At 74.5% G+C, this 15,608-nt stretch carries 13 protein-coding genes and 1 tRNA gene; 5 read left to right on the top strand and 9 right to left on the bottom strand.

Annotated features, from left to right (window positions below; genetic code table 11):
* Positions 1-158: 158 nt before the first annotated feature.
* Positions 159-1,427, top strand: a complete 1,269-nt coding sequence (gene serS / locus ABD284_RS22345; protein ID WP_344147093.1) for a serine--tRNA ligase — start codon at positions 159-161, stop codon at positions 1,425-1,427.
* Between the two features lie 118 nt (positions 1,428-1,545).
* Here serS and ABD284_RS22340 read toward each other — a convergent pair whose 3' ends face one another.
* Entirely contained in the window at positions 1,546-2,076 is a 531-nt protein-coding gene (locus ABD284_RS22340; protein ID WP_344147090.1) for a bacterial proteasome activator family protein, read from the bottom strand.
* Positions 2,077-2,104: 28 nt separating this feature from the next.
* A complete protein-coding gene (locus tag ABD284_RS22335; RefSeq protein WP_344147087.1) occupies positions 2,105-3,088 on the bottom strand; it encodes an NAD(P)H-quinone oxidoreductase in 984 nt (327 codons plus the stop codon).
* Between the two features lie 1,097 nt (positions 3,089-4,185).
* Here ABD284_RS22335 and ABD284_RS22330 point away from each other — a divergent pair.
* Positions 4,186-6,303, top strand: a complete 2,118-nt coding sequence (locus tag ABD284_RS22330) for a nucleotide-binding protein (RefSeq protein WP_344147084.1) — start codon at positions 4,186-4,188, stop codon at positions 6,301-6,303.
* Between the two features lie 170 nt (positions 6,304-6,473).
* Here the strand turns inward: ABD284_RS22330 and ABD284_RS22325 are convergent.
* Positions 6,474-6,562 (bottom strand) — tRNA-Ser (locus ABD284_RS22325).
* 110 nt (positions 6,563-6,672) lie between these two features.
* A complete protein-coding gene (locus ABD284_RS22320; RefSeq protein ID WP_344147081.1) occupies positions 6,673-7,590 on the bottom strand; it encodes a LysR family transcriptional regulator in 918 nt (305 codons plus the stop codon).
* A gap of 74 nt (positions 7,591-7,664) precedes the next feature.
* Here ABD284_RS22320 and ABD284_RS22315 point away from each other — a divergent pair, with 74 nt between their 5' ends.
* Entirely contained in the window at positions 7,665-8,741 is a 1,077-nt protein-coding gene (locus ABD284_RS22315; protein ID WP_344147078.1) for a DMT family transporter, read from the top strand.
* Here ABD284_RS22315 and ABD284_RS22310 read toward each other — a convergent pair.
* Positions 8,705-10,735 (bottom strand): cation:proton antiporter domain-containing protein, encoded by a 2,031-nt coding sequence (locus ABD284_RS22310; protein ID WP_344147075.1) that lies wholly within the window; start codon positions 10,733-10,735, stop codon positions 8,705-8,707. The genes ABD284_RS22315 and ABD284_RS22310 overlap by 37 nt on opposite strands.
* Positions 10,736-10,849: 114 nt before the next feature.
* Here ABD284_RS22310 and ABD284_RS22305 point away from each other — a divergent pair, with 114 nt between their 5' ends.
* A complete protein-coding gene (locus tag ABD284_RS22305; RefSeq protein ID WP_344147072.1) occupies positions 10,850-11,317 on the top strand; it encodes a DUF4442 domain-containing protein in 468 nt (155 codons plus the stop codon).
* Between the two features lie 248 nt (positions 11,318-11,565).
* Positions 11,566-12,705, top strand: coding sequence for a DNA polymerase III subunit beta (gene dnaN / locus ABD284_RS22300; protein WP_344147069.1), 1,140 nt, complete (start codon positions 11,566-11,568; stop codon positions 12,703-12,705).
* Between the two features lie 119 nt (positions 12,706-12,824).
* Here dnaN and ABD284_RS22295 read toward each other — a convergent pair whose 3' ends face one another.
* The 4 genes from ABD284_RS22295 to ABD284_RS22280 form a co-directional block, all read right to left on the bottom strand.
* The gene (locus tag ABD284_RS22295) at positions 12,825-13,253 is read right to left on the bottom strand and encodes a PPOX class F420-dependent oxidoreductase (RefSeq protein WP_344147065.1); all 429 of its coding nucleotides are present in this window, start codon (positions 13,251-13,253) and stop codon (positions 12,825-12,827) included.
* 149 nt (positions 13,254-13,402) lie between these two features.
* The gene (locus ABD284_RS22290; RefSeq protein ID WP_344147062.1) at positions 13,403-13,852 is read right to left on the bottom strand and encodes a VOC family protein; all 450 of its coding nucleotides are present in this window, start codon (positions 13,850-13,852) and stop codon (positions 13,403-13,405) included.
* Positions 13,853-14,207: 355 nt separating this feature from the next.
* Positions 14,208-15,029, bottom strand: a complete 822-nt coding sequence (locus tag ABD284_RS22285) for a DUF2786 domain-containing protein (protein WP_386699458.1) — start codon at positions 15,027-15,029, stop codon at positions 14,208-14,210.
* 81 nt (positions 15,030-15,110) lie between these two features.
* Positions 15,111-15,524, bottom strand: a complete 414-nt coding sequence (locus tag ABD284_RS22280; protein ID WP_344147056.1) for a hypothetical protein — start codon at positions 15,522-15,524, stop codon at positions 15,111-15,113.
* Positions 15,525-15,608: the final 84 nt, after the last annotated feature.

Raw genomic sequence — 15,608 nt, 5'->3', positions numbered from 1 at the left:
CCCCTCCAGCGCGCCGGCACCGGTACACGGTGTCGCAGGCCGCTTATGACGCGGTTTCGCGAGGCCGGACTCCCACTGCGGGTCGGGCGGCTCCGCCCGGGGCCTGACGGGCGGGAACTCGATGTGTCGCCCGCTCCGATCACCGGTAGCCTGCAGTCGTGATCGACCTCCGTGCTCTCAGAGAGTCCCCCGACCGCCTGCGCGCCTCGCAGCGGGTCCGCGGCGAGGACGAAACCGTCGTCGACCGCCTGCTGGACCTCGACTCCCGGCGCCGCGCCGCGCAGACGCGCTTCGAAGGTCTGCGCGCCGAGCAGAAGAGCGCGGGCAAGGCGGTCTCCTCCGCCGCTCCCGAGGAGCGTGCGACTCTGCTGGCCCAGGCCAAGGAGTTGGCGGCCGACGTCAAGCGGGCCGAAGCCGAGGCGAACGACCTCGGTGCCGAGGTCGACGCGATGCTGCACGACATTCCCAACATCGTCGACGAGGCCACCCCCGAGGGCGGCGTCGACGACTTCCGGGTGCTGGAGCACGTCGGCACCCCGGCCGAGCTCGACTTCACCCCGCGCGACCACCTGGAGCTGGGCGAGCTGCTCGGCGCCATCGACACCGACCGGGGCGCCAAGGTCTCGGGTGCGCGGTTCTACTTCCTCACCGGCGTCGGCGCGATGCTGGAGCTGGGCCTGTTGAACATGGCCATGCAGCAGGCGGTGGCCAACGGCTTCACCCCGATGATCCCGCCGGTGCTGGTACGCCCCGAGACCATGGAGGGCACCGGGTTCCTCGGCGCCCACGCGGACGAGGTCTACCGGCTTGAGGCCGACGACCTCTACCTGGTCGGCACCTCGGAGGTGCCGCTCGCGGGCTACCACGCCGACGAGATCCTCGCCGCTGACGCGCTGCCCAACCGCTACGTCGGCTGGTCGTCGTGCTTCCGCCGCGAGGCCGGCTCCTACGGCAAGGACACCCGCGGCATCATCCGCGTGCACCAGTTCAACAAGGTCGAGATGTTCGTCTACGCCCATCCCGACGACGCCCGCGCCGAGCACGATCGGCTGCTGGCCTGGGAGCGGGAGATGCTCGACAAGCTGGAGCTGCCCTACCGCGTCGTCGACATCGCGGGCGGCGACCTCGGCGCCAGCGCGGCCCGCAAGTTCGACTGCGAGGCGTGGCTGCCCACCCAGGGCCGCTACAGGGAGCTGACCTCGACCTCCAACTGCACCGACTTCCAGGCGCGGCGGCTGAACATCCGCTTCCGCGACGACTCCGGCAAGCCGCGCCACGCCGCGACGCTGAACGGCACGCTGGCCACCACCCGATGGATCGTGGCGATCCTGGAGAACCACCAGCGGGCCGACGGCTCGGTGGTGGTACCCGAGGCGCTGCGCCCCTTCGTCGGCGGCCGCGAGGTGCTCGAACCCGTCAAGCGCTAGCGCCGGAGCCGCACGGCCGGGGGCCGGGTACCCCGCGGGAACCGCCCGGTGCCGGCACCCTCGGCGGTGGGGTTTCGCGGGCGGTTCCCGGAGGTCGCGGGCGGGCGGATGCGCCTCGTCACAGGTAGGGGCCTGATCCGCCCCGCTCGGGCTCGCCCTGCGGTGCCATGCCGGCGGGCAGCGCCTTGCGCATGTTCTCCAGCTGCGCGCGGGCCGCCATCTGCTGGGCGAACAGGGTGGTCTGAATTCCGTGGAAAAGGCCCTCCAGCCAGCCGACGAGCTGGGCCTGGGCGATGCGCAGCTCGGCCTCGCTGGGCGTGCTGTCCCCGGCGAAGGGCAGGGTGAGGCGCTCCAGCTCCTCGATCAGCTCCGGAGCCAGGCCGTCCTCCAGCTCCTTGATGGAGCTGGTGTGGATCTCGCGCAGCCGCTCGCGGCTGGCCTCGTCCAGCGGAGCGGCCTTCACCTCCTCCAGGAGCTGGCGGATCATGCTGCCGATGCGCATCACCTTGGCCGGCTGCTCGACCATCTCGCTCAAGGGGCGCTGGGCGGCCTGTTCATCGTCCTCCGCGCCCGAATCGGCGCCGGAGTCCGCGCCGGAGCCCATGACCAGCACGTGCGGCTGCTCTTCTTCGTCGAATCGCTCGCTCATGAATCCCTCACCTAGCGGGGTTGCGTCGTCATCGGGTGAGCACGATCTTGCCGACGTGCGCGCTCGACTCCATGATGCTGTGTGCTTCGGCGGCGCGCGCCAACGGCAGTGTGCGATCCACGATAGGCCGCACCGAGCCGTCGGCGACGAGCGGCCAGACGTGCTCGGCCACTCCGGCCACGATGGCCGCCTTCTCCTCCAGCGGGCGCGAACGCAGCGTCGTGGCGTGCACCGACAGGCGCTTGACCAGCAGGCGCCCGAGGTCGAGCTCGCCGGAGCGCCCGCCCATCAGCCCGATGATCACCAGGCGGCCGCCCACGTTCAGCGAGCGCACGTTGTCGGCCAGGTAGGAGCCGCCCATGATGTCGAGGACCACGTCGGCGCCGGCGCCCCCGGTCTCCTCCTTCACCCGGTCAGGGAAGCGCTCGCGATGGTAGTCGATGCCGGCGTCGGCGCCGAGCTCGCGGCACCGGTCCAGTTTCTCGGCGCTGCCGGCGGTGGCCACGACGCGCGCGCCCCGCGCGTGCGCGAGCTGGATGGCGAAGGTGCCGATGCCGCTGCCGCCGCCGTGCACGAGCAGGGTCTCGCCGGAGCGGAGGCCGGCAGTCATGAACACGTTGGACCACACCGTGCAGGCGGCCTCGGGAAGAGCGGCCGCGGTCACGAGGTCGACGCCGCGGGGGACCGGCAGCAACTGGCCTGCGGGCACGGCGACGCGCTCGGCGTAGCCGCCGCCGCTGAGCAGCGCGCAGACGGGGTCGCCGACCGACCAGCCCGAGTCCCCGGTGCCGGGCCCGAGAGCGGCGACGTGGCCGGAGCACTCCAGCCCGGGGTACTCGGAGGCGCCCGGAGGCGGAGGGTAGTTCCCCTGGCGCTGGTTGACGTCCGCCCGGTTGGCGGCCGTGGCGGCGACGTCGACGAGGACCTCGCCCTCGCCGGGGACAGGGTCGGGGACCTCGGTCCAGGCCAGGACGTCGGCCGGGCCGGGTTCTGTGATGAGGATCGCGTGCATGCCGCAACGCTACCCAGGGCGGTGCGGGCCGCGCTCGTCGGATCGGCCGCTTGTGGACGGCGGGGGAACGGGCGGGTGCGGGGTGTCGGCCTTTGGCTGCGGTTCGTATCTTTGTTGGCGGAGGAGAGAATATCCGTGAGTCCGGGTCTGGTCTGCCAGGTTCCCCCATGGCGCGGCCAGGCGGCAGCGATCGGACATCGCGCACCCGAGCAAGCGTCTTGAGGAGAACCGCGTTGGCACACCGAGAGCACGACGGTTCCGAACATGCCGGTACGCGTGCGTGGGACAGGGGGCACGACCAGGACGCCGCCGGGGACGAGGCTCCGGGCGACCGCGGGCAGGCCCCCTCCCCGGCCGATCAGTGGTTCGGCGACGCGTCACCGCCGCCCCCGCCCTACGCCATCGACGAGGGCGCCGTCCCGCCTCCTCCCTATGCCGTAGGCGGGATGGGCGGGTTCGGGCCCGACCGGCCCGCCCCGCAGGCGCCGGCGGATCAGCCGGTTCCGGAACACCCTGCAGGCCCCGGCGGCCCCGGCGGTGCGCCGGCGCAGGACGGCCTGTCCGGCCCCGCCGCTCCCTACGGGCCGCCGCCCGCTCCGCAGCAGTCCGCCGCGCCCGGCGCCTACCAGCCGCCCGGTGCGCCGGGCGCACCGCAGCCGCAGTACGACGACGGCCGGAACCCGGCGCCCGCGCCGGACGCCTACCCCTCCGGCCCGTACCAGGCCGGGCCCTACCAGCCACCCGCGCCGCCCCAGGACGGCCCCGCCCCCGGGCCCTTCCCCGCGGGCGGGGGACCGGACGCGCCGGCCCCGGTCCCGCCGCCTCCCCCCGCCGCCGGGGACGGCGACCCCGCGCGCCGCGATCCGGCCGGGCCCCCGCCCGCGGACCCGCCCGGGTTCCACGGCGGGCGGCCGGGCGAGGCGTACCCGGCGGGTCCCTACCCCGCCCCGCCGCCCGGCCCGGCGCAGCAGCCCCCGGCTTCCGGCCGACCAGTGCAGGACCCGAACCAGGCGCCGCGGACCGCCTACAACGGGCAGCCGATACCCGCGGCACCCGCTTCCGACCGTCCGGCGCCGGAGGCCCCGGACGCTGCGGGCATGCCCGGACAGCGCGACGGCGGCGCGTCCGGCGGCGCCGGCACCGTCGGCCCCGCAACAGGGTCGCCGGGGCAGAGCGCGGAACGGGACCAGCGGCCCGAGGGAACCGCGCCCGACCGCCCTGCTGCGGGGGAGGCGGCACCCGCCGACCCGCCGCCGGGGCAGCCGTCGGCCCCGCCGTGGAGCAACGGCGCCGGCGGCGCGCCGTGGACCGGCGGCCACAGCGGCTTCTCGCAGTGGGCGCCGCCGGAGCGCGCGCCGAGCCCGCCGCCGGGCTCCCGGCCCGAGGGCGGGTCCGCCGACCGCAACGGCGCCGGACCGCGCCCCGGCGAGGCCACCGAGGTGATCCCGCCCTTCCGTGACGAGGGCGAGCCCGCGGCGGGCTCGTGGGCCTACGACCCCGCCGCCTGGGACGAGTCGTCCGCCGAACCTCCGCACCCCACCGGCCGGGGCCAGCCGCCTGCCGGCGACGGACCGCAGTGGACCTCGGCCGAGCCCGTCCGTCCCCCCGAAGGCGCGCCGGGGCCGCACGCCGCGCCCGGCGAGCCCCCGCTCGTCGGCGACGGTCCGGCTACCCCGCCGCGGGTGCGCCCGCCGGAACCGCCCGGCGGGCCGGCGCCCTCCGACGGGCACCCCGCGCCGGGCGGGGACGTCCCCTCTCCCGAGCGGCTCCCGCCGCTGCCGCCGAACGCCGGGCCCCCGCACGGCGGACCGGGCACGGGCCCCGGGGCCGGTCCGCCGACCGCTCCTCCCGCGTGGCCGCCGCAGCACTCAGGCGGGCCGGGCGGCGCCGACACCGGCGGCCGCCCCGCGCCCCCGGCCGGTGACCCGCGTCCGGAATCGGCGCCGTCGGGCCCGCAGCCGTGGAACGCGCCGCCGCCTGCCGGCCCGCACCAGGCGCAGCAGCAGCCGTACGCGCCCGGCGCGCCGGACGGCGGTCGTTTCGACCCCTACAGCCGGCCCTACGAGGCCTACGGCCGGCCGGTCCAGCAGCCCGGCGACCCCTACGCCCGCCCCGGATACGACCCGTACGGCGCGCCTCCGCCGCCGGGTGCACCGGAGGGCTACCGTCCCGCGCCGGGCCCGGCCCCGGGCGGGCCGCCGTCCGGGCCGCAGACGGGGTTCCAGTACTCCGCCCACTTCGCGGACGGCGTGCAGCCCCAGCAGTTCCCCGGCCACAGCGGGCACCCGGAGACGGCCGAGGACCTGCGCGCGGAGAACCTGGTCAGCGACAGGCGGCCGGGGCCGAGCAAGGGGTGGCGCAAGATGCTCCACTCGGCCACCTTCGGGATGGTCGACGTGGGGGAGTCGGCGGCCGAGCAGCGCCGCCGCGAGCTCACCGAGCGGGCGCGCACGCAGGTCGGCGGCGGCCACCACCGGGTGGCCGTGCTGAGCCTGAAGGGCGGGGTGGGCAAGACCACCACCACGGTGGCGCTCGGCTCGATGCTCGCCTCGCTGCGCGGCGACCGGGTGCTGGCCGTGGACGCCAACCCCGACCGCGGCACGCTGTCGGACAAGGTGCGGCTGGAGACCGCGGCCACCATCCGCGACCTGCTCAACGAGCGCGAGTCGATCTCCCGCTACGCCGACATCCGCGCCTTCACCTCCCAGGCCAACAGCCGGCTGGAGATCCTGGCGTCCGACCGCGACCCCGCGGTCTCGGAGGCCTTCAGCGAGGAGGACTACCGCGAGGTCTCCTGGCTGCTGGAGCACTACTACTCCATCTGCCTGACCGACTGCGGCACGGGCCTGCTGCACTCGGCCATGCGCGGCGTGCTCGGCCTGGCCGACCAGATCGTGCTGGTCAGCTCAGCCTCGGTCGACGGGGCGCGCAGCGCCAGCGCGACCCTGGACTGGCTGGAGGCGCACCGGTACGGCTCGCTGGTGCGCGGCGCGGTGGTGGTGCTGTCGATGGTGCGCACCGGCAAGAGCAGCGTGGACCTGGAGCGGCTGGAGCAGCACTTCGCGAGCCGGTGCCGTGCTGTGGCGCGTGTGCCGTGGGACGCCCACCTGGAGGAGGGCGCCGAGGTCGACCTGGAGCGCCTTGCGCCCATCACCCGCGACGCCTACCTGCAACTGGCCGCCACCGTCGGCGAGGCCTTCGCCTGGCCGCGGTGACCCCGTGTGCGGGGCCGCGCCGGAGCGGTCCCGCACAACGCGCCGGCGTGCTCGGAGCGCGTGCGGCTGTGCCCCGTGCGGGGCGGCCCGCCGGCCCGGCGATTGCGCGAACGGACGAAGCCCTCCCCCCGGACCGCGGGAGACGGACCGGAGGGAGGGCTTCAACGGCGCGGAGGGTGTGGGATTTGAACCCACGAGATCCCGCTAAGGATCTTGTGCTTTTCAAGAGCACTGCACTCGGCCACTATGCGAACCCTCCATGAGCGGCGGCCACGCAGGCCGCCCTCAGCATAGCGCAGACACCCGACTCGGTCCGGAGGGCCGCAGCTCCGCGGCCTACCGCGTCGCGCCGGTCCGCGCGGGCCCGCTTCAGCCGGCCCCGCCGTGCTCCCCGCCGTCATCCAGGCCACGGCACAGGGCGGCCAGGCAGGCGCGGATCGGCGGGCTCTCGTACTCGGCCCGCCACACCGCCGCGATCTCGCGCCGCAGTGGCGAGTCCAGGGGCACGAAGCGGACGCCGGGCGGGGCCGGCCACTGCGCCATCTCCGGGACGAGCGCCGCGGCCAGGCCCGCGGCCACCAGCGCCAGCTGGGTCGGCACCTCGTCGAGCAGATAGCGCACATCCGGCTCCACACCCCGCCCTCGCAGCGCCTGCACCAGGGCCTCGTGCTGCTCGGTGCCCGGCGAGCAGCTCGCGAACGGGGTGCCCTCCAGCTCGGCCAGGCCGATCCGCTCGCGCCCGGCCAGCGGGTGGCGGTCCGACAGGGCCGCGCTGACCTCCTCGTCGACGAGGGGCCGCACAGACAGGCCGGGCGGCAGGAAGACCGGGCGGTTGGCCCAGCTCTCCACCAGCAGCAGGTCGAGTTCGCCGCGCAGCAGCATCGGCATCATGTCGATGACCTCGCCGTCGCGCACCGAGGGGATGAGCCGCGGATGGGCGCCGGCCAGCTCGGCCAGCGCGCGGGGAAGCAGGGTGCGCACCGCGCTGCCGACGCTGCCGATGCGCAGCGGCCCGAGCGTCTCTGCCCGGAGGTCGGCGAGGTCGTTCTCCGCCGCGCCGGTCTGGGCCACGACCCTGGCGGCGTGCTCGGCCAGCACGCGGCCCGCGTGCGTGAGGCGGACGCCCCGCCCGTCGGGCTCCAGCAACCGGTGGCCGGTCTCGCGCTCCAGCTTGTTCAGATGCTGCGAGACGCCGGACGGGGTGATGTGCAGCGCCTGCGCGCCCTGCGCGACCGACCCGTGTACGGCGACCGCGTTCAGGACCCGCAACCGCTCCAGATTGAACACGTAAGTGATGCTACCGGGTTACTGGTAGAAATGATCGCTTTTGCTTCGCGCTCATTCCCGGCACAGTAGGCGGCATGGAGAGGTACGACGATCCGACGGCCCCCGGTGCGCGTCCGGCGGCGGCTGCGGTGGCGCATGCGCGGACCGCACACCACGCGGCCGCCGACTCCGCCGCCGCGCCGGGCTCCGGTCGGCCCGCCGGACCGCTCGACCGCCTCCACCCGGTGGTCGCGGCGGTGTCCGGCGCGGCCGCCAACTCGACCTCGGCCGCGTTCGCGAAGCTCGCGGGTGCGGGCCCCGGGACGACGGCGTTCCTGCGCTGCGCGCTGGCGCTGGTCGCCCTGCTGCCGCTCGCGGCGGCGGAGTACCGCGCACGCGGGCCCCGCCCGGCCCGGCTCGTCGCCGCCGACGCCGCCGCCGGTCTGCTGCTCGGCGTGGACTACGTGTTCTGGGCGCGCAGCATCGACGACGTCGGCGCCTCCATCGCCACCGTGCTGATCAACGTGCAGGTGGTCGTCTTCCCCGTGCTGGCGTGGGCCTTCAGCGGGGTGCGCCCCTCCGCCCGCTTCGCCCTGGCGGCGCCGGCCATGCTGGCCGGAGTGGCCTTCGCCAGCGGGGCGGCGGGCGACGCCGCGCCGGGCGGCTCCCCCGTCTCCGGCGCGCTCTGCGGTGTCGCCGCGGGTGTCGCCTACGCCGGGTACCTGTTCCTGACCCGGTCGGCGGGCGGGACCGGCCACAGCGCCGCGCCCGTCTTCGTCTCGACGCTGTCCGCCGCCGTTGCGGCGGCCGCCCTCGGCGGCGCCTGGACCGGCGTCGACCTGGTGCTGCCGCTCGCCTCGTGGGGCTGGCTGGCGGCCCTCGCCCTGCTGGGGCAGGTGCTGTCGTGGCTGCTGATCGGTTCCGCCCTGCCCAGGCTCGCACCGGGCACCGGTGCGGCGCTGCTGGTGATCCAGCCGGTGCTGGCGGTGGCGCTGGGCACCGTGTTCCTCGGCGAGCGGCCGACCGCCACGCAGCTCGGCGGCTGCGCCCTCGTCCTCCTCGCGATCTGGGCACTGGCGACCGAACGCTCGAAGCGGGAGCACGGGCGGCCGCGCCGGTCCCGCCGGGAGAGGGCCTACTCCTCGCGTGCGATCAGCGTGCCGTCCAGGTAGCACCACGCCCAGTCCTCCCCGTCCTCGGCCGCGGCGGCGAGGGGGTGGTCGGACGCGGTCGCGTGCGCCGACGCGTGGCGGTTGGGCGAGGAGTCGCAGCAGCCAACGTGGCCGCAGCCGAGGCAGATGCGCAGGTGCACCCAGTCGTTGCCGCCCGCGAGCAGGCAGTCGGCGCACCCGGCCGTGCTGGGCAGCACGGGGCGGATCCGCGAGGCGTGCGGGCAGGCCTGGGGGTCGGCCGCGAAGTCGAACAGGGTATTGGGATCGGGGTAGTCGCCGGTCGGAGGTGCGGCGATGCCCAGCTCGTCCAGCAGGGTCCCGGCCAGGTCGGCGGCGACGGCGCGCGAGGTGTCGACGATGCGGCGCGCCCCCGACGGGGCGAGGACGTCGGGCTCGGGGGAGTCGACCGGCCGCACCACGATCGGCGCGTCCGGTGCGAGCTGGCCGATGACGGCGGCGATCCGGGCGCTCTCCTCGGTGGTGTTCTCCGCGATGACGACCGCGCGGGCCGAGAACAGGCCCGCCTCTTCGAGGACGTTGTGGCGCAGCGGGTCGCCGCGGACAACGGTGTAGCCCTCGGCCTCGGCCGCCGCCGCGAGGTCGGGCCCCAGCGTCGTGACGGCCACGGGGATGCCGCGGGCGCGCACGGCGGCGGCGAGCTCGGCGGCCACCGGGCCCCAGCCCGATATCAGCACCGGCGCGTCGGGCGGCGCGTCCCCGCCGCCGTCCCCCCGGCCGCGGTCGGCGCCCGCCCCGGGCACCGCGGTACGCGGCCGGCGGCGTCCGCCCGCCCATCGGCCGAGGCGGTCGCCGAGTGCGGCCAGCGCCGGTGTCAGGGTCATCAGCAGCACCGTGACCGCGATGAGCACCTGCTCGCCGTCGGCGCCCAACCCGGCCGGTGCCAGCCCCGCCTCCGCGCCCGAGCGCTGGAGGACGAAGGAGAACTCGCCGATCTGGGCGAGGAGCAGCCCGCCCGCAACGGCCGTGGAGGCGCCCACGCCCAGCACCGACAGCGCCAGCGCGCCGGTGGCCGCCTTGACCGCCACGACGGCGACGGCCAGCAGCAGCACCAGCCACCACAGCTCCAGCAGCACGCTCAGGTCCAGCAGCATGCCGATGGAGACGAAGAACGTGGCGCTGAAGAGGATCTGCAGCGGCAGCACCTCGCCCAGGGCGTGCGCGCTGTGCCGCGACTCGCTGACCACCAGTCCGGCCAGGAACGCGCCCAGCGCGACGCTGACCCCGGCCAGCGAGGTCAGGTAGGCGGTGCCCAGGCCGATGGCGACCACGGTCAGCAGGAAGACCTCGGGCGAGCAGGCGCGCGCCACGCGCTCCAGCAGCGGGGGCATGACCTTGCGGGCGATGACCAGGACCACGACCAGCACGGCGGCGGCGGTGCCCAGCGCGCGGGCGATCTCCAGCGGTCCCTCGCCCGATCCGCCCAGCAGGGGGATGAGCAGCACCATCAGCACCACGGCCAGGTCCTGGAAGATCAGCGTGGCGATCGAGGCCTGCCCGAGCGGCCCGGTGGTGCGCCCGGCCGCGGCCAGCACCTTGAGGACGATGGCGGTGGAGGACAGCGCGACGAGGAAACCGGTGAACACGCCGGCGCGCCAGCCCGCCCCGAACGCGATGACCAGGCCCGCCACCACCGCGATCGTCAGCAGGGCCTGCAGCCCGCCGCCCACCAGCACGTAGCGTTTGATCGAGGCGAGCCGGCCGAGCGAGAACTCGATGCCGATGGTGAACAGCAGCAGGATTACGCCGATCTCGGCCGCCGCCTCGACGGTCTCCGTGGTGGGCACGAGCCCCAGCTGGTGAGGGCCGATCGCCACCCCGGCCAGCAGGAACCCGACGATGGGGACGACGCGTACGCGCAGGCTGAGGTAGCCGATCACGGCGGCCGCACACAGCAGCAGCACCACCGGTGAGAGGAACGCCGGAGTCTCCTCGGCGGCCAGGAGCATGCGGAACCTCGATTCTGCGCTGATCACGAACCTGATCGGGCGTGGCCAGAATAGGCGGCCGACCGGCGCGGAGCGAGCGTCGGACGGGAGACCCCGGTCTCCCCGCACACGTTCGGGTTACCGGCGAGTAATATCTGGGTCATGGCAACCATGAACGAAGAGACCGCCGAGATGGTCAAGTCCGGCTTTCTGGCGGCGGTGCCCTTCGCCCGCACGCTGGGCGTGGAGTTCCTCGAGGTCGACTACCACCGCATCTCCATGCGCCTGCCCGACACCGAGGCCAACCACAACCACGTCGGCGGGCCGCACGCGGGAGCGATGTTCACGCTGGGCGAGTCGGCGTCCGGGGCGGTCGTCACCGGCGCCTTCGGCCACCTGCTCGACCGCGCCGTGCCGCTGGCGGTCAAGGCCGAGATCCATTACCGCAAGCTCGCGATGGGCGACGTGGTCGCCGAGGCGCACCTGGACCGGCCCCGCGAGGAGATCGAGGCCGAGCTCGAATCGGGCGGTCGGCCGGAGTTCGCGGTCGAGGTCGAGCTGCGCACCGCGGACGGAACGGCCACCGGCGCCATGACCGTCACCTGGACCCTGAAGCCGAGTCGGCGCTGACCCGATCCGTCGGCGCGGGTCCCCGCGCCGGCCGCGGCCGGGTTCGCGGCAGCGCGTGCTCCGGGAATGTCGCAGCCGACGGATACGGTGGCCGAGCCGGCCACCCGGTCGGCGACGTCCGGACGCCGTCCGGGAGCGGCCCCGGCGCCTGCGCCCTCCGCCCCGCGCGCAGGCGCGGTGCGGCTCGGCGGCAGGGCCCGCCGGCGCGGCGCCCGGGAACGGACCGTCTACACGGAGGTGGGGACAGCGTGAGATTCCGAGCCGACCGGGATTCGTTCGCCGACGCGGTGGCGTGGACCGCCCGCGCACTGCCCACGCGCCCCTCCATGCCGGTGCTGGCGGGCATGCGCCTGGAGACCGCGGCCGGCTCCTCCGCGCTGCGGCTGTCCAGCTTCGACTACGAGGTCTCCGCGCGGGCCGAGGTCGAGGTCTCGGTCGAGGACCCCGGCGCCGTCCTCGTCTCGGGGCGGCTGCTCGGCGAGATCGCGCGCAACCTCCCCGACGCCCCGGTCGAGCTGCACGCCGACGGCGCCCGCGTGCTCGTCACCTGCGGCAGCGCGCGCTTCACCCTGCTCACCCTGCCGATCGAGGACTATCCCGCGCTGCCGGCGATGCCCGAGGTCAGCGGCTCGCTCAGCGCCGACTCCTTCGCCGCCGCGGTGCGCCAGGTCGGCCCGGCCGCCAGCCGCGACGACACCTTGCCGATGCTCACCGGCGTGAACCTCGCCTTCTCCGGCGACGCGCTGACTTTGGCCGCGACCGACCGCTACCGCATCGCCGTGCGCGAGCTGTGGTGGAAGCCGCAGGGCGCCGGGTTGGAGACCTCAGCTCTGGTGCCCGCCCGCACGCTGCACGAGATCGCCCGCTCGCTGGCCGGCGGCACCGGCATCGACCTCGCGCTGTCGGCGGCCGCCGGCGGAGCCGGAGGCGAGGGGATGATCGGCTTCGAGAACAACGGGCGGCGCACCACCACCCGCCTGATCGACAGCGACTTCGTCAAGTACGAGTCCCGGTTCCCGCAGGAGTCCGGCGCCCGGGCGAAGCTCGCCACCGCGCCGCTGATCGAGGCGGTCAAGCGCGTCGCGCTGGTGGCCGACCGCAACACCCCGCTGCGGCTGTCGTTCAGCGAGGGCGAGGTCGTGCTGGAGGCCGGATCCGGCGACGACGCCCAGGCCGCCGAACGGCTCGACGCGGAGCTGAGCGGCGATCCCATCCGGGTGGCGTTCACCCCCGACTACTTCCTCGACGGCCTCGGCGCGGTGCACTCCGACTCCGTCCACATCGACTTCACCCAGCCCACCAAGCCCGTCGTCCTCTCCGACGTCCCCGGCGACGACGCGCAGCCCCCCGAGTTCCGCTACCTGGTCATGCCGCTTCGGGTGTCCTGACGGCGCACGCGGCGTCCGGCCGCCCTCGCGGGAGCACGGGCGGGGTCGGCCGCGGACGGCCGCCTCGCCGGGCCGCGGGAGGAGCCCGCGGCCCGGCGGCGCACGTCAGCGAGGGCCGCTCAGTCGGGGCAGCCCTCCATGTTCTCGATGTCGTGGTTGAGGTCCAGCGGGACGAACTCGTAGTGCCGGGTGCGGTACTTCAGCAGCTTGTTCGTCATGGGCACGGCCCAGCCCTGCAGCATCGGGTGGCGCCGTGCCAGCAGCAGTGAGGCGCGCTTGGCCTCGTCGCCGTCCAGGGGGCGCACCTCGCCGCGCACGGCGCCTCCGCGGGGCTTGCCGTTGAACGTGGCCGGCTGCAGGTCGGCGCCGGCGTTGCGGGCGAGCCGCCGCGCCCCGCCCGACTCCTCCCACGTGCGGAAGAGGACGCGGCCGTCCTCGACCACGACGCGGACCGGTGTGCTCTGCGGCCTGACGCCGTCGTCGTGGTACGTGAGCAGCAGGGCCGTCTTGTAGCGCTGGAACGGCCTCAGGAGCGTGGCTGCGGTCATCCCGGTGAACTCCCTCGTCGGACACTGGAGTGTGCTACTTCACTCTTCCCCAAAAGCGTGTCCTACGTCACCCCCCGCAGCCGAGGCGGTCGCCGCTTCGGAGGCCGCGGCGCCCGCACGCGGCGCCGCGGATGCCGGGAACCGGCGGCTCAGGTGATGGTGTAGGAGTCGCCGACGCGCTTGCGCAGTTCCTCGCCGGACACCTCGGCCACGCGGGAGCTGATCCCCCACCGGTGGCCGAACGGGTCGCGCAGCCATCCCGTGCGCATGCCGTAGGGATGGTCGGCCACCGGACGCTCGGCGGTCGCACCGGCGGCGAGCGCCGCCTCGAACACGGCGTCGGCGTCGGCGACGGTGAGCATGAGGCTCACCGGGGTGCCGCCGGCGGCACGCGGGCCGCGGAGGCCGAGCTCGGGGTGTTCGTCGGCGAGGTAGACCGGCGCGCCTTCGACGGTGATTCGGGCGTGGCCGACGCGGCCGTCCTCACCCGTCCAGCGCTCGTCCTCGACGGCGCCGAACGCGCGGCGGTAGAAGGAGATCGCCGCATCGGCGCCGTCCACGCACAAGTAGCAGACGAGTGTGTCCACTTCTGCGGTCATGGCCTCTCACATCCTTCGTCCCACCGAAGTGGGTCTCATCCGAACGGACGCTTTCGACGCTAGCCCGCAGCCGGGCGCCGGTCTTGGACGAATGTGACGCAACCGGGACACCGATTACGGACGCGCGCCGGGAGGGCGGTGAGCAGGAGCGGAGTCCGGAAGTGAACGGAAGGCCACGGCTGGACATCCCGCGGTCAACCGCCGAGAGGAACGGAGAAGTTGGGCCCGCATGGTTTATCCACAGGCGTTTTTGGCCGCTCGGCGAATCCCGTCGGATTTCCCCGAGTTACCCACAGAGTTATCCACAAGACTCCCCCAATGGGGGAAGACATGTGGATAGGGCGGAGGCGTCCGCTTACTCCCTTTCGGACAGAGCCGAGGTTCCGCCCTGGCCGACCGAAGTGCCGATACCGAGTTCGGCGCGGCGGCCGCGCACGTACCCGGCGCGGTAGCCGGCCCGGTGGTGGGTGCGCTCCGGCCGCGTGGGCTTGAGCTGCGGGAAGCGCCGCTGGAAGTCCTCGCGCACCCGGTCGACGTCCGTGCGCAGCACGACTTCGGCCCCGCGGGAGGAGGCGGCCTCCTGCTCGCCGGACTCGCCCGATGCCGACTCCGAGGTGCCGTCGTCCTCGCGCTCCTGGCGCAGCCGGGCGCGGAACTCCTTGATCCGCTCGGCCACCGCGTAGCCGTAGGCGCGCACGAAGGACCGGTAGAAGCGGCTGCGCTCGGTGGACAGGGTGGAGCGGTCGTAGTTGCGCAGCTCGCGCAGGTTGGCGATGTGCTCGCGCGCCGTGAAGCGGGCCGAGGCCTCCATCTGCATGGTGATGGAGGGCAGCAGGACCCGCAGCGCGTCGAGGGCGCTCGCGGTGCCGACGATGATCAGCGTGCGCTCGGTGTTGGCCGAGGTGTTGCCGCGCACCGCCGACTGGCACCCGTAGGCGGCGGCGATACCGGCCAGGGCCTTGACACGCGCCTTGCCGTGCCCGCCCACGCCGGAGACCGGGAAGTCGAACCGGGTGACCGACTCGGGAGACTCGCCCCGCTCGGCGCGCGCCTCGGCCTCGGCGATGGCGTGCCGGGTCATCAGCTCGGCCGCTTTGGCGGTGAACGCCTGGCTCTCGGAATCGGTGACCGCGGGGTCCTCCGCCATCCGGAGGAGCCCGCGGACCCGCTCGATCATCTTCTGACGAGCTTCAGTCGACATAGAGCGCTTGGTCGTTCCCCGTGGATTGTTCTGCCATAGACCGGTGCAACAAGTGGATCAGGTCGACTTGTTCCCCGCCACCATGCCGACGATACCGAGGATGACCCAGATCACCGCTGCCGCTCCAAGGCCCGCGAAGATCGCGCCGAAGAAGCCCGCGCTCAGCAGCGAGGTGGCGGCGACGCCCACACCGGCCAGCGCGGCCGGGCCGGCGGCGAACCGCCAGGGGTACTGGCCCGCCCAGCGGCGCGCCCGGCGGTCGCCCCTACTGCCGAGGAGTGCGACGCCCCCGCCGACGAGTGCGAAGAAGAAGATCGCGGTGCCGATCGGGCCGGCGATGGTGATGGCGGGCAGCGCCGTGAGGAAGGACAGGCCTCCGGCCACCACACCCGCCCCCGTCGCGATACCGGTGGGCCACATAAGCGTCGCCGCGTGCACGGGCATAAGCGAGTTTCCGCGCTCCAGCGTCATGTCAGCTCCTTTGTTCCGGCTGGTTGGAAGCCTGTGCCCAGCCTGTCCACCCAGGATGCCCGCCCGGCGGCGGAGATGCATCAG

The sequence above is a fragment of the Streptomonospora arabica genome, from assembly GCF_039531585.1.
GTDB classification, from domain to species: Bacteria; Actinomycetota; Actinomycetes; order Streptosporangiales; family Streptosporangiaceae; genus Streptomonospora; species Streptomonospora halophila.
This window is presented reverse-complemented; position numbering and strand designations above follow the sequence as displayed.

What these genes read in the sequence shown, in the direction of transcription:
- ABD284_RS22340 (WP_344147090.1), bottom strand. Translation starts at nt 2,076, where the DNA reads ATGAGCGAGCGATTCGACGAAGAAGAGCAGCCGCACGTGCTGGTCATG.
- ABD284_RS22335 (WP_344147087.1), bottom strand. Translation starts at nt 3,088, where the DNA reads ATGCACGCGATCCTCATCACAGAACCCGGCCCGGCCGACGTCCTGGCC.
- ABD284_RS22330 (WP_344147084.1), top strand. Translation starts at nt 4,186, where the DNA reads ATGCCCGGACAGCGCGACGGCGGCGCGTCCGGCGGCGCCGGCACCGTC.
- ABD284_RS22315 (WP_344147078.1), top strand. Translation starts at nt 7,665, where the DNA reads ATGGAGAGGTACGACGATCCGACGGCCCCCGGTGCGCGTCCGGCGGCG.
- ABD284_RS22305 (WP_344147072.1), top strand. Translation starts at nt 10,850, where the DNA reads ATGGCAACCATGAACGAAGAGACCGCCGAGATGGTCAAGTCCGGCTTT.
- ABD284_RS22295 (WP_344147065.1), bottom strand. Translation starts at nt 13,253, where the DNA reads ATGACCGCAGCCACGCTCCTGAGGCCGTTCCAGCGCTACAAGACGGCC.
- ABD284_RS22290 (WP_344147062.1), bottom strand. Translation starts at nt 13,852, where the DNA reads ATGACCGCAGAAGTGGACACACTCGTCTGCTACTTGTGCGTGGACGGC.
- ABD284_RS22285 (WP_386699458.1), bottom strand. Translation starts at nt 15,029, where the DNA reads ATGATCGAGCGGGTCCGCGGGCTCCTCCGGATGGCGGAGGACCCCGCG.
- ABD284_RS22280 (WP_344147056.1), bottom strand. Translation starts at nt 15,524, where the DNA reads ATGACGCTGGAGCGCGGAAACTCGCTTATGCCCGTGCACGCGGCGACG.